The organism is Salinibacterium sp. VpJ6 (assembly GCF_059767345.1).
On record NZ_JBSOQL010000001.1, the window covers coordinates 1,548,820 to 1,562,082 of the forward strand.

The window sequence follows — 13,263 nt, forward strand, 5'->3', positions numbered from 1 at the left end:
TTCAATGTGAGGGTGACAGTCGTAGAGGAGTCCACCCGGCACACCCTTCGTGCGCGATTGCGAGAACTCGTAGCGTCGACAGAGGTGGGCAAGAGCCTGCCCAGCGAACGCGACTTGAGTGCCCGCTGGGGTGTCGCCCGCATGACGATCCGCCGCGCCGTTGACGCGCTCGTCGCCGAGGGCCTGGTTGAACGCCGCCACGGTTCTGGCACCTACGTCACCCCACAACCCTTCGTGCGACTGCTCGGGCTCACCTCTTTTTCACAAGATATGCGCGATCGCGGCCTCGAGCCCAGCGCACGCTTGCTCGCCTACCGCGTCGCTCCCGCCGATGCCGCAATGGCCACCCAACTTCAGATCGCGCCCGGCGACCCCGTGGTCAGCTTCACGCGCTTGCGCCTCGGCAGCGGCGAAGCCATGGCCGTCGAAACCGTCTGGATTGCCCAAGCGCTCGTTCCCGGAATCAACGGTAGCGACCTCGGCGGTTCCCTGTACGAGCTACTCAGCAGCCGCTACCGCGTCTCCCCCGGCGCCGCGAACGTGTCAATCGAACCGGTTTTGCCCGATGAGCGAGTGCGCGAGCTGCTCACCATTAGCGAGAACCAGGCCTGCTTGCGCATCCGGATGGTCGATTCCGACGCGCGCGGAAACATCATCATGATCGCCAATTGCTTCTACCGCGGCGACAAGTACCAGCTCACCGCTCAGGTCTCGGGCGGCGCCTTCTCTCCAGATCCGGCTCGGAACAGGTAATGCTTCGCGTGCTCGCTGTCGACGGCGGCCAATCTGGCATCCGACTCAAGAGCAGTGCACAGCCCGGAACCGTTGAAGTGGATGGCGTCAGCCGTCTCGAAGGTGACACCATGCGCTCCGTTGCTGGTGCCGTCGCCACCGCGTGGAACCACGGCAAGTTTGCCCCCGTGGATCGCGTGATCATGGGGCTCACGACTGTTCCCGCTGATACCGCCTCCTTCTCACGCCTAGCCGAACTCGTGTCAGCCACCACGGGCGCCAGCGAGGTGTGGATCGCCAACGACACTGCTACCTCTCACGCCGGCGCTCTTTCTGCCGAGGCGGGCGTCTCGCTCAACACCGGAACTGGCGTGGCCTGCCTTGCGGTCCGCGAGAACGGCGAGACGCGCACCGTTGATGGCGATGGCTACCTTTTGGGCGATTCTGGCGGCGGGTTCTGGCTCGGCAGCCACGGAATCTCAGCGGTGCTCCGTGCTCTCGACGGCCGCGGCGAGAAGACCTCCCTCACCACCCGCGCTGCCGAACAGTTTGAGGGGCTCGACAATTTGGCGGCCCGACTTCATAGCGCTCACCGCCCGGTCAATCGCATTTCTCAGTTCGCGCGCTCTGTTCTCGCCGCGGCTAGCGACGGAGATGCTGTTGCCAACAGCATCGTGGAACGCGCCGCCCACGAACTCTTTCTCACCGCTCGCGTTGCCGTCGCCTGGGTGGCAGCGGATGCTCCGCTCGCGCTCGGCGGCAAGCTGCTCGGCCCCAACACTCTGCTTTTCGCTCGCTTAGTCGAGCACCTCGCCTCCGAAGGTATGTCGTTCCGGCCCGCCGATGGTTCGGCTCTGGAAGGCGCCCTGCTGATCGGCTCGGGCGACACCGACAACCTTTATCGCAGCCTCATCCACGTGTGGAAAGAAGGAAACCCAGCATGACCCACCCGACCCCGACCACTCTCGACGCGCACTCCCCCGCCGCGCGTTACTTGAATGTCGCGACCGACCTAGTTGAGAGGCTGCGCACCGATGAAGGCGGCAACATTCTCGCCGCCGCGCGGATCGTTGCCGATACCCTCGTTGCGAAGCGCACCATTCACATCTTTGGCACCGGCCACTCCCACATGTTGGCGGAAGAGCTCTACTACCGCGCAGGTGGCCTCGTGAACGTGAAGCCTCTCCTGTTCGACGGGCTGATGCTGCACACGAGTGCGCTGCTCAGCACCTCCCTCGAACGTCTTCCCGGCCTCGCTGAGGCGCTGTTGCGCGATCACCCCATCGCCCCAGATGACGTGCTGATCGTGGCATCCAATTCCGGCAGCAACGCCGTGACTTCTGAACTCGTGCAGTTGGCAATGGCGAACGGCACTCCCGTTATTGCCATCACGAGCCTCACCCACGCCACCTCCCCCGAGGCCCGCCCCACGAGCCTGCCGCGACTCCACGAGCTCGCTACCGTCGTGATCGACAACGGTGGTGCCGTCGGCGATGCGGCCGTGGACATCGCTGGCCTCAGCAGCCGGGTGTCTGCGACCTCTACTGTGGTGGGAGCTGCAATCCTCAACGCCGTGATGGCCGAAGCCATTCAGCTTTCTGTGGATGCCGGAGTGATCCCCGACATCTACGAGAGCAGCAATACCTCCAGCGGCGATGTCAGCAACCACCGATTCATTGGCCGGATAACGACACCATGACCACTCACTCTCGGGTCAGCGCCACGCCCTCGCCTTTCGCCGTCCGCGGCGTCATCGAGGGCTTCTACGGCGCGCCCTGGAGCCACGAGCAACGCCTCGACCTGATCGATTTTCTCGGCGAACGCGGTATGAACACCTTCGTGTACTCCCCCAAAGACGACCCGCTCGTACGGCACGACTGGCGCACTCCCTACGAGGGTGCCGAACTCGCCCGCCTGGCCGAACTCATTGCCCGCTGCGCCACGCACGACATGACGTTCATGCACTGCCTCTCCCCCGGCCTCACGATGAAGTACTCCAGCGATGACGACATCGCGATGCTGCTCGCCAAGTTCGACTCCGTGCGCGAACTGGGCGTCACCAGCTTTGGACTGTTGCTGGATGACATCCCGGCCCGGCTGCAGCATCCAGCCGACAGAGCAGTCTTCCCCGATCTCGTTACGGCTCATCAGTCAGTCATTGGCCGCGTGTTTGCCCAGTTCGACTCGAGCACTCAGCTCACCGTGTGCCCCACGCAGTACTGGGGTTATGGCGACGAGGAGTACATCAGCCGACTCGGGCTCGGCATTGACCCGCGCATCGACCTTTTCTGGACGGGTCGCGCCATTTGCTCAGCCACGCTCGATCTCGCCGATGCCGCTGTTTTTGCCCGCGCCACTGGTCGCCCCGCTACCTACTGGGATAACTACCCCGTGAACGATGTCGCCATGGGCCATGAGCTGCACATCGGGCCTTATCGCGGCCGCGATCCGCAGTTGCACCGCTTCTCGACTGGCATCATCGCCAACGGCATGGAGCTCTTCGAGTCCTCCAAGATTCCCTTCGCTACGATCGCCGACTATCTGCGCGACCCCGCGGGCTACGACCCCGAGGCCAGCTGGAAGCAAGCGATTCTGGATGTCGTTGGTCCCGAAAACGCCGAAGACTTCAGCATGTTCGCCGACACGGTTCGTTCCTCGTGCCTCTCGGCTGACGACGCTCCCGCCCTGGGCGAGGCCCTCGAGCGCTTCACTTTTGAGTCGGAGTACGGCGATCCCGCCGCCGCGGCATCCGAGTTGCTCACGATTGCAGATTCGATGGTGCGCAGCGCTGATCGGCTGCTCGATGGCCCGGTCACCAACCAGAAGCTCATTGACGAAGTTCGCCCGTGGCTCGAGTCGTTCCGTGTGGGCGCCCACGCCCTCGTGGAGGTCGCGCAGCTCGCCGTTGCAGGCCGGCTCGCCGCCGATGGCCCGTCGCGGCTTCGTCCCTTCCTCGATGCGCTGCGCGCCGCTCGCCGCCGAGTTTTCGGCGATCTGCTCGATATGACTTTGGCGGAGCTCGTTTCCGCCGGGGGTTCACCACCCGAATCACCTGCTCCACCCGCACGACCCCGCACTGCATCACCCGACACTGCATCACCTACAGCAAAGGAATGATCATGCCCGTCACGAGAAAGAAGACTCTCGCTGCTGTCGCTGCTCTCAGCGCCTCAGCCCTGATCCTCACCGGTTGTTCAGCCGGCGGAGGAGGTTCCGACGACAACGTTCTCCGCATCGCGATGGGCTCCCCTGGTGAAGCTCAGATCCGTGTCTGGGATGACGTGGCGGCTCAGTTCGAGGCTGCGAACCCCGATCTGACCGTCGAGATGAACTACCAAGACGATGACCTGTACCAAACCATTGGGCTCCCGAACCTGCTCAACGGGCGCAATGCTCCCGACATTTACTTCGAGTGGGCCGGTGCTCGACTCGAACAGCGCGCCGCTGATGGCTTCGCGGCCGACCTCAGCGATGCTGTGACATCCGGCCCCATCGCCGGGTTATTCGATGACGAAGTGTTCGGTTCGCTCACCGTTGACGGTGAGATCGTCATGGTGCCGCACGCTGCCGACGTTGCCAATGTGCTCTGGTACAACGAAGACATTTTCGCGGATGCCGGGCTCACTCCTCCCACCACCTGGGATGAACTGCTCGCCACGTGTGACGCCCTCGATTCAGAGGGCATCATCCCGATCGCTTCCGGCAACAAGGACCTGTGGGCCGCGGGCAACTGGCTCGCCCACTTAACCTCGCGTGTTGTTGGCGAAGAGGCTTACAGCGCCGCACTGTCGGGCGAGGCAGACTTCAACACTCCTGAGTGGGTTGAAGCCTTTGGCTACGTCGAAGAGCTCGCTGACCACAATTGCGTCAACGAAAGCGCGAACGCTGTCGACGATAACGAAGGTGCTCAGCTGTTCTTCCAGGGCAAAGCGGCCATGCACGCCATCGGCTCATGGCTCGTGAGCTGGGCCATCGACGAGGCGCCTGACCTCAACTTCGACTACGTAAACCTTCCGACGATGCCCGGTGAGGGCAACCAGGAGAGCGTGATCGGTGTCGTTACCGGCTACGTCGTCAACGCGAAGAGCAGCAAGCAAGACCTCGCTGCCGAGTTCCTCGCCCTGCTCAACAACGATGAGAACGTTCAGGCGTTCATCGGTGCTGAGCTCACTCCGATGGCTCTCTCCGCATCCTCGGGTGAAGAGATCGACTCGCGCAGTGCTGGCCTCATCAACATGCTGGAGTCCGCTCCGGCAATTGTTCTGCCGCCCGACACTGGTTACGACCTTGAGACCGCTAACGCTCTCTACGCAGCGCTTGCTGAAGTGCTCGGCGGTCAGACCTCTCCGGCGGATGCCGTTGCAGGCATAGATCAAAAGCTGGGCTAGCACTCCTCGCTAGTGAGCCACACTGCTGGTCGTCCGTCACCCGAAGGCGGACGACCAGTTCTTTCTTTCGAAGGGATCCATCGATGAAGGCGAACCGTACGGCCACCCCGTATCTGTTCTTGGTGCCCGCCATGGCGGTCTTCGGCTTCGCTGTGCTCTTCCCCGTGATCATGACCTTCGCCTACAGCTTTACGGAATGGAATGGCTACGGCACGATGGTGTTTGTCGGCATCGACAACTACATCAAGGCCGCAAACGACGTCTTGTTCCGCGACTCCTTTGCACATGTGCTCATTTACATCGCCATCACGATCGTGTTGGAGGTCGTAGTGGGCCTCGTTCTTGCCGGACTCGTGAGCGTGCACCGGCGCGGCTCGCTCTGGTTCCGCGTGGCAATCTTCACGCCGGTCATGTTGCCGATGGTGGTCGTTGCCGTGTTGTGGGCCTTCGTTTACAACAATGACTTCGGTCTTCTCAACGCAGCGCTGCAATCCCTCGGTCTCGACAGCCTTCAGCGAGTGTGGCTCGGCGATCCGGCAACCGCGCTCCTCGCTGTCAGCGTGGTCTCCGGCTGGGTATATGCCGGTTTCTACATGACTATCTTCTACGCGGCCTTCAACCAGGTACCTACCGAGGTTATCGAGGCGGCTCGGCTCGATGGCGCAAACGAATGGCAGCTATTTCGCCGCATCAAGGTGCCGATGATCCGCAATGCGGTTACCGTCGCGCTACTGCTCTGCATCACCGGCGGCTTCCAAGGCTTTGACCTCTTCTACGTCATGACCAACGGCGGGCCTTACGGTGCCACCGAGATCCCGACGACCTACCTTGTGAAATCAGTATTCACTTTCCAGAATGTTGGCTACGGCTCCGCCATGGCGGTCGTGCTCACGGCGGTTGTTGTGGCGCTGGGCCTAGTCTTCACACGAGTCAATCGTGAGAAGCCAGAGGACGTGCGCTCATGAGCCTGACCGAACATAAAGCGCCATCCTTGCAGCGAGGCCCAGGCAGCAAGCATCACGCGGGGCGCAAAACTCCCCTGCGCATTCCCGATGTGCTCTTCACGGGCGCCCTCGCGGTCATCGCCGTGGTGTTCTTCTTCCCCATGCTCTGGATGGTGTTCTCCAGCTTCAAGTCGAACTCCGCTATTTTTGCGACCCCCTTCGCTCTGCCGACCGAGATCGACTTTGGGCGCTGGGTCGAGGCTTTCGAGATCGGCCACATCGGCCAGTACGCGCTCAACAGCACCATCGTCACGGGTGCTTCGGTTCTGGGTATCTTGCTGTTTGGGGCGGCCGCCGCCTTCGCGTTCAGTCGGTATCGCTTCCGTGGCCGTAACCTGCTCATGGGGTTACTTGCTCTCGGGCTTCTGCTGCCGTTGCAGTCGTACTTCATCGCCCAGTCAACGATGTTCACCCAGCTGGCCATTACCGATACGCGCTGGGCACTCATCATCCCCTACACCGCCATGGGGCTACCGCTGGCCGTGTACCTGCTCAAAGTCTACTTGGATGCCGTGCCCAACGAACTCTTCGAAGCGGCGCGCATCGACGGAGCGAGTGACTTGCGCGTCTTCGGATCGATCGCGCTCCCGCTCCTTCGCCCCGGTCTGGCGACAGTGGCGATCTTCTCGGCGCTCTCGAGCTGGAACGAGTTTTTGCTCGCGCTGCTCTACATTCAGGATGACGCGCTCAAGACGATTCCGACCGGCTTGCTTGCATTCTCAAGCCGGTATGTAACCGACTACGGGCTCCTGTTCTCGGCGCTCTCGATCGTGACCCTTCCCATGATCGTGATCTATATCGTCTTCAACAAGCAGATCGTGGAAGGCATCACGGCCGGCAGCGTGAAGTAGCGGCAGTGTGAATTAGCGGCGGTGTGAAGTAGCGGCGGTGTGAATATGCGGCAGTGGCAACGGGGGAGTGCGATCCCACCATGGGGGAGCGCAGGCCAAGCCTCTACGCCTGAATGGCAGGAATCGGCTTCGAGCGCGACATGAAACGCACCACGTTCTCATCCACGATGATGTCGCTCGGGCGCAGCGGCCGCGTGAGGTACAGCCCTTCAAGGCGACTGATACGGCTGAGTGCAACGTAGGTCTGCCCGGGGGCGAACGAGCGAGGCCCGAGATCCACGATCGCACTGTCGTAGGTTTTGCCCTGCGACTTATGGATCGTGACCGCCCACGCCAGGCGCAGCGGAAACTGCGTGAACTCGGCCACGACATCCTTGCGCAGCGCTTTCGTGCGCGCTGAGTAGGAGTACTTGAACTTCTCCCAGACGGCGGGCTTCACTTCGTAGTCGCGCCCGTCGATCTCCACCCAGACGGTGTCAGCGATCTTGACGACGGTGCCGACACTGCCGTTGACCCAGCGCTGGGTGCCGCCCTCTTGAGTGTCGTTGCGCAAGAACATCACTTGCGCGCCGACCTTGAGCTCGAGCGCCTCATCGGCCGGGTAGGCGCGCCCGCCAAACTCTCCCGAGATTTCGGCCTTCGCTGTGAGCACTCGGCCGGGCAGCCGGGCGAGTGCCGAGGCGTTGATGCGCGTCACAGTGCTGTTCGTCGTCGCGAGCGTGATGGTGCCGTCGTTGGGCGCGGGGCGAGCGCCCACCGCATTGAGGCGGCCCGCGATCTCAGCAGTTACGCCGTTGTGACGAACGGCATTGAGCATGTACTTGAACTCATCCTCATGCTGGCGATGGATGCTCGTGAGTTCGTAAATCGTCAGATCGGTCTCTTGCCACACGAGGGCATCGAAGAACCAGATAGAGCGGTAGCGGTCTTCGAAGTACGCCCGCTCATCCGGATCACCCGGAACCGGAGCAAGCTGGTACGGGTCGCCAAACAGCACGACCTGCACGCCACCGAAGGGCTCTTTCTTGCGCTGCCGAGCCTGACGCAGACTGCGGTCGATCGCATCGAGAAGGTCGGCGTTGACCATCGATACTTCATCGATAACGAGGGTCTCGATCGTGTTGAGCAGTTTGCGCAGTTGGTCGGTCTGCTCGAGCTCGTGATCGGCAATAACCCCGATCGGCAGCCGAAACAGCGAATGGATGGTCTGCCCGCCCACGTTGAGAGCGGCAACACCGGTGGGCGCGCAAATCACGATCTGCTTCGACGTGTTGTGCGCCAAGTGATTGAGGAGCGTCGATTTACCCGTACCCGCTCGGCCCGTAACGAAGAGGTTTTCGCGCGTCGTCTCGATCGCAGCGAAGACGGCTGCTTGCTCAGGCGAGAGGGTTATTTCGGACACTCAATCACCCTAATGCTGCTCGTGGTCTCGACTGTGCCTGCGCGCCGCATTCTGTGTGCGGCGTATCTCTCACCTCAGCGGTTTAGGATGTGTGAATGCGTCGCGAGCTTGTCACCTGGTCTATCGTGCTCGGGCTGATCATTGCTGCCTTCATCACGACTGTCTTGATCGTGAATTCCACGCTCTTCAGCGCCAATGGTTTTGTGCGCAGCTATCTCGGCGCTCTCGCCCGCCACGACATGGCCTCGGCACTGCAGATTGCCGACATCCACTTGGCTGATGATCACGCTGTCGCTTCTGACGACGGCTCGGGTGCAACCCCGATCGACACCACCGGTGCGGGGTCGATGCTGCTGGCCGGATCCCACGACTTGCTTCGCCCGTCCGCGCTCAGCACGATTGAAAACATCGCACTCGCCGATCGCAAGGTCAACGCGAACGGTACCGAGACGGTCACCTTCGTCTATGACCTCGACGGTAACACCACCAGCTCCGCTTTCACGGTGGAACGCGACGGCACCCGCTTCGGAGTCTTCGCCGACTGGAAATTCGTCAGTACTCCGCTGACCATCGTGCGCCTCACCGTCGCCAACGCCCAGAGCTTCACCGCCAATGGCGCCGAGTTTGCGGCTCCGGCGCAAGACACTCCCGCGCCCTACGTCGTTCTCACCCCCAGCAGCTTCGAGATCAGCCACACGTCAACGTTCCTCACCGCAGAGCCCATCCGGGTTTCCGCCGTCACCCCCGGCGATACCGTGCGTGCGCGCCTCGAGGTTGTCGCCAACGACGCCATGGTCGCGCAGGTTCAGCGCGAAGTGAACGACTACCTCGACGAGTGCGCCACTCAGGTGGTTCTCTTGCCCACCGGCTGCCCGTTTGGCCAGCCGATGGCTAACCGCATCGTCACGACGCCCGAGTGGAGCATGGCAACCTACCCCGAGGTCACGCTCGTTCCCGGTGCTTCTGCCGGAAGCTGGCTCATGCCCGCTACTGATGCCGCGGCGCACCTCAAGGTTGATGTCCGTTCCATTTTCGATGGCTCGGTCTCCACCTTCGATAAAGACGTCGACTTCACCGCGAGCTACCTCGTGACGTTTATGCCGGAGGATGAGTTGCTCATCACCGCGCAGTACCCCAACTAGCGAGCATCCGCCCGCGAGGGTAGCGCTTCTAGCGCTTCTAGCGCTTAGCGAGCATGTCGTTGTAGGCGTCGAGTTCGGCATCCCCGTCGCGCTCGGCCTTGCGGTCGTAACGCACTGAGGCACGGCCATCGCTGCGGCGCCACATAATGGCAACCGCAATCGCGAGAGCAATCGTGGGGATCTCTCCCACGCTCCAGGCGATCCCGCCGCCGATGCGCTGGTCCTCGAGCGCACTCACGCCGGTGTCCCAGCCCATCGCGCCGTACCAGTCGGCCAGCAGCAGTCCGGAGCCGGTCATGAGAGCCAGGCCGAAGAACGCGTGGAAGGCCATCGTGCCCAGCAAGAGCAGCAAGCGAATCGGATACGACGTGCGGTGCGGGGTCGGGTCGACGCCGATGAGGGCCTGCACGAATAGGTAGCCCGAGGCGAGGAAGTGGATGATCATCCACTCGTGCCCCACATGGTCGGTCGTCGCCCAGCGGAACAGCGGTGTGTAGTAGAACACCCACAGCGAGACCACGAAGATGCCGGCAGCGATGAGCGGATGCCCAATCACGGCCAGATACCGCGAGTGCACGATAAGCAGAATCCACTCGCGCGCTCCGCGGCTGCCGTCGGTGCGCTTGGCAATCGCGCGCATCGCGAGCGTCACAGGAGCTCCCGGAACCAGCAGCACGGGAATCATCATGCCGAGCGTCATGTGCCCGAGCATGTGCATCGAGAAGAGGTAGCCCTCGTACACGTTGACGCCACCGTTGGTGATGTAGAACAGCAGCAGCATGCCGAGCACCCAGAACACGGTGCGGTGCACGGGCCAGCTGTCGCCGCGCTTGTGCAAGCGCCAGACGCCCGCGAGGTAGAAGAAGATCGCGAAGGCACAGATGAGTACCCAGATGAGGTCGAAGCTCCACATCGTGAAGAGGTTGCCGGCGGTGACGGGCGGCGGCAACGGCGATCCCGTGAGGTAGGCAGCGGGGGAGGAGTCGGGCAAGTCAGCGGCCACGATCTCGGGAACGGGAGTGGGGGTCGCAGCCAGAGCGGCAGCGGCGCCTGAAGCCAGGCCCATGAAACCGAGCTCGGCGGTGACAATCCACCAGAACCATCCGCGTTGCTTGCGAGGACTGGCTTCAAGCCGGCCAATCGCATAGTTGCGGTACACAGCCCCGAAGAGGCCCATCACGATTAAGGCAAAGACTTTGACGAGCACGAGGATGCCATACGGCGACAGCAGGTTCGTCAGGTTTTCGACGCGAATTTCGGCACTCACATAGCCGGAGGCGGCCACCACGATAAAGCTCACGAGCGCGATGCTGGAATAGCGGCGCAGCACGATCGCGAGGCGCTCCTTGCTCAGGGCGGAGCGGGCGATTGCGATCGCGAGAAGCCCGCCAAGCCAGAGGGCAGCGAATACGAGGTGCAGGTAGATGGCGCTCGTGGCGGCGTCGTGGTCTTCGGTTCCACCGCTGTGCCCTTGAAGCGCCATGGGGATGAGACCGGCAACAGCGAGAACAAGAACGAACACGAGGGCGCTCATATTGCGCACCGCGAAGCACAGAACGGTCACAGCGGCCGCTATGAGCACCGTAGCGAGCCAGGCTTGACCGAGTTCGGTGACGGTCAGAAAGCTGGCGAGAACGTCGCCGAAGGCGCTAGAGAGGTCGATCGGCTGGTTGCGCACGGCCAGGAAGGTGAAAAAGCCCGTGAAGGCGGATGCCACAGCCCAGACGGCGGCACCGGCGGCAGCGAAGTCGAGAGTGAGGGTGAATTCGTCGCGCTTGGGGCTCATCGCAAAGATTGCGATCATGAGCGCGCCGATCGTGGCAGAGAGACCGAGGTTCACGAACAGCTTGGAGATGGGCAAGCCCCACCGCACGACGGCGCCGGGGTCGAGCAGGATCGGAGCTTCTGCTCCGCCACCGAAGCGCAGGCCCGTCACGACCACAACAAAGGCAATGACGATCAGCAGCGCGGGACCGGCTATCCGGCTGATTCGTAACACTCCTCAAGAGTACTCGCGGTTATCCGGGAGTGTGCCCAGCGGCCGCGGCAACGGGGTTCGCCGACCGGGAATGCAAAAAGGGCGACATCCCGGAGGATGCCGCCCTTTTCAAAGTTGCTACTTAGCCCTTGGCTGCTGCCTTGAGCTTGCTGCCTGCACTGAGCTTGACGCCGTGGCTGGCCTTGATCTCGATAGCTTCACCCGTCTGCGGGTTACGGCCGGTGCGAGCCTCGCGGAAGGTACGCTCTGCAGCCATCCATCCGGGGATCGAAACCTTGGTTCCTTCGCCGACCGACTTCGAGAGTACGGAGAAGAAAGCGTCAACGACGCCGGAAACGGCAGCCTGGCTCTGGCCAGACTCTGCGGCAACCGCCGCTACGAATTCAGTACGGTTTAGCGACTTGTCAGCCATAAGGTGGTCCTCCTCGGACGTAGTGCAGTTAGTTGTTCCGAAACGTTAGAAAACGTCGGAACCGCTTGGAATCTACCAGCTTGACTTGGTAATTCCGGGCAACTCGCCCCGGTGAGCCATTTCACGGAAGCGAACACGGGAAACACCAAACTGGTTGAGGAATCCACGGGGACGTCCATCGATGGCGTCGCGACCGCGTACGCGGATCGGCGAAGCGTTGCGGGGGAGCTTCTGAAGTCCGAGGCGTGCAGCCTCGCGCGACTCGTCAGTTCCGTTGGGGTCGACGAGAGCCTTCTTCAGCTCGAGACGACGCTCAGCGTAACGCGCAACGATAACTTTGCGCTGTTCGTTCTTTGCAATCTTGCTCTTCTTAGCCATGTTTAGCGCTCCTCGCGGAATTCAACGTGCTTGCGAACCACCGGGTCGTACTTCTTGAGTACGAGGCGGTCGGGGTTGTTGCGACGGTTCTTGCGCGTCACATAGGTGTAGCCCGTTCCAGCAGTTGAACGGAGCTTGATGATCGGACGTACGTCCTGTGCCTTTGCCATTAGATTTTCTCCCCACGTGCAAGGAGGTCCTTGACAACGGATTCGATGCCACGAGCGTCAATTACCTTGATGCCCTTTGCGGACAACTGAAGAGTTACGTTGCGGCGAAGCGACGGTACGTAGTACGTCTTCTTCTGGATGTTCGGGTCGAAGCGGCGCTTGGTGCGACGGTGCGAGTGCGAGATGTTGTGTCCGAAGCCGGGAATGGCGCCGGTCACTTGGCAGGTTGCTGCCATGGTGATACTCCTGTTCTAGTTACCGTAAGGACTAAGCCTTACCCAAGATCACTTGTCGGCACACACACTGCATTCTTCTCGAGCCGCATTTTCACGCGGTTTCAATCAGGGTGGGATGTGTCTGCGAGAGCGGAAGATACCGCTCGATCAACGGTATATGTTACGTGCTAGAACACGCTCGGCACAAGCCGAAGACGTCAACAATGTGGTGCGGTTCAGTAAAGCCGTGTTCTGCAGCCACACTTTTGGCCCACTGTTCAACGGCATCCGCTTTGATTTCCACGGTTGTTCCGCATTCGCGGCAGATCAAATGGTGGTGGTGCGAGTCTGGCGTGCAGGCCCGAAACAGGCTCTCGCCGTCCTGCTGCAGCGAGTCGGCGTCGCCCGCTCCGGCGAGGTCGCCCAGGGCGCGATAGACAGTGGCGAGACCAATGGAGCTGCCGGCATCGCGCAACGCACTGTGCAGCGATTGAGCGCTCACGAAGCCCTCTGACTGAGTCAGAGCATCCCGCACCGCTTCTCGCTGCCACGTATTGCGCTTCATGGTCA

At 61.9% G+C, this 13,263-nt stretch carries 15 protein-coding genes; 8 read left to right on the forward strand and 7 right to left on the reverse strand.

The genetic code is table 11. From position 1 onward, the window contains the following. Window positions 1-12: 12 nt before the first annotated feature. The 7 genes from ACWTV1_RS07615 (at window position 13) to ACWTV1_RS07645 (ending at window position 6,975) form a co-directional block, all read left to right on the forward strand. Window positions 13-753 (forward strand): GntR family transcriptional regulator, encoded by a 741-nt coding sequence (locus tag ACWTV1_RS07615; protein ID WP_498504771.1) that lies wholly within the window; start codon window positions 13-15, stop codon window positions 751-753. Beyond that, window positions 753-1,676, forward strand: coding sequence for an N-acetylglucosamine kinase (locus ACWTV1_RS07620; RefSeq protein WP_498504772.1), 924 nt, complete (start codon window positions 753-755; stop codon window positions 1,674-1,676). The genes ACWTV1_RS07615 and ACWTV1_RS07620 overlap by 1 nt, the downstream gene beginning before the upstream one ends. Continuing rightward, window positions 1,673-2,431 carry a sugar isomerase domain-containing protein gene (locus tag ACWTV1_RS07625; RefSeq protein ID WP_498504773.1) on the forward strand — a complete coding sequence of 253 codons (759 nt, stop codon included), beginning with the start codon at window positions 1,673-1,675 and terminating at the stop codon, window positions 2,429-2,431. The genes ACWTV1_RS07620 and ACWTV1_RS07625 overlap by 4 nt, the downstream gene beginning before the upstream one ends. Next, the gene (locus ACWTV1_RS07630) at window positions 2,428-3,849 is read left to right on the forward strand and encodes a protein O-GlcNAcase (protein ID WP_498504774.1); all 1,422 of its coding nucleotides are present in this window, start codon (window positions 2,428-2,430) and stop codon (window positions 3,847-3,849) included. The genes ACWTV1_RS07625 and ACWTV1_RS07630 overlap by 4 nt, the downstream gene beginning before the upstream one ends. Before the next feature lie 2 nt (window positions 3,850-3,851). After that, the gene (locus tag ACWTV1_RS07635) at window positions 3,852-5,120 is read left to right on the forward strand and encodes an ABC transporter substrate-binding protein (RefSeq protein WP_498504775.1); all 1,269 of its coding nucleotides are present in this window, start codon (window positions 3,852-3,854) and stop codon (window positions 5,118-5,120) included. A gap of 83 nt (window positions 5,121-5,203) precedes the next feature. After that, window positions 5,204-6,085 (forward strand): carbohydrate ABC transporter permease, encoded by an 882-nt coding sequence (locus tag ACWTV1_RS07640; protein ID WP_498504776.1) that lies wholly within the window; start codon window positions 5,204-5,206, stop codon window positions 6,083-6,085. After that, window positions 6,082-6,975, forward strand: a complete 894-nt coding sequence (locus tag ACWTV1_RS07645) for a carbohydrate ABC transporter permease (RefSeq protein WP_498504777.1) — start codon at window positions 6,082-6,084, stop codon at window positions 6,973-6,975. The genes ACWTV1_RS07640 and ACWTV1_RS07645 overlap by 4 nt, the downstream gene beginning before the upstream one ends. A gap of 103 nt (window positions 6,976-7,078) precedes the next feature. Here the strand turns inward: ACWTV1_RS07645 and ACWTV1_RS07650 are convergent, their stop codons facing one another. Beyond that, on the reverse strand, window positions 7,079-8,377 hold the full coding sequence (locus ACWTV1_RS07650) for an ATP-dependent DNA helicase (RefSeq protein ID WP_341618728.1): 1,299 nt from the start codon (window positions 8,375-8,377) through the stop codon (window positions 7,079-7,081). A gap of 95 nt (window positions 8,378-8,472) precedes the next feature. Here ACWTV1_RS07650 and ACWTV1_RS07655 point away from each other — a divergent pair, with 95 nt between their 5' ends. Further along, the gene (locus ACWTV1_RS07655; protein WP_498504778.1) at window positions 8,473-9,519 is read left to right on the forward strand and encodes a hypothetical protein; all 1,047 of its coding nucleotides are present in this window, start codon (window positions 8,473-8,475) and stop codon (window positions 9,517-9,519) included. 37 nt (window positions 9,520-9,556) lie between these two features. On the opposite strand, the gene ACWTV1_RS07660 is transcribed toward ACWTV1_RS07655, so the two are convergent. From ACWTV1_RS07660 to ACWTV1_RS07685, 6 genes are all read right to left on the reverse strand, one after another. Further along, a complete protein-coding gene (locus tag ACWTV1_RS07660; protein WP_498504779.1) occupies window positions 9,557-11,518 on the reverse strand; it encodes a bifunctional copper resistance protein CopD/cytochrome c oxidase assembly protein in 1,962 nt (653 codons plus the stop codon). Window positions 11,519-11,639: 121 nt separating this feature from the next. After that, window positions 11,640-11,930, reverse strand: coding sequence for an HU family DNA-binding protein (locus tag ACWTV1_RS07665; protein WP_100387826.1), 291 nt, complete (start codon window positions 11,928-11,930; stop codon window positions 11,640-11,642). Window positions 11,931-12,002: 72 nt separating this feature from the next. Continuing rightward, entirely contained in the window at window positions 12,003-12,308 is a 306-nt protein-coding gene (gene rpsN, locus ACWTV1_RS07670; protein WP_341618723.1) for a 30S ribosomal protein S14, read from the reverse strand. 2 nt (window positions 12,309-12,310) lie between these two features. After that, entirely contained in the window at window positions 12,311-12,478 is a 168-nt protein-coding gene (gene rpmG / locus ACWTV1_RS07675; RefSeq protein WP_009773536.1) for a 50S ribosomal protein L33, read from the reverse strand. Then, window positions 12,478-12,714, reverse strand: a complete 237-nt coding sequence (rpmB, locus tag ACWTV1_RS07680) for a 50S ribosomal protein L28 (RefSeq protein ID WP_022885355.1) — start codon at window positions 12,712-12,714, stop codon at window positions 12,478-12,480. The genes rpmG and rpmB overlap by 1 nt, the downstream gene beginning before the upstream one ends. 160 nt (window positions 12,715-12,874) lie before the next feature. After that, on the reverse strand, window positions 12,875-13,258 hold the full coding sequence (locus tag ACWTV1_RS07685) for a Fur family transcriptional regulator (protein WP_498504780.1): 384 nt from the start codon (window positions 13,256-13,258) through the stop codon (window positions 12,875-12,877). Between the last annotated feature and the right edge of the window lie 5 nt (window positions 13,259-13,263).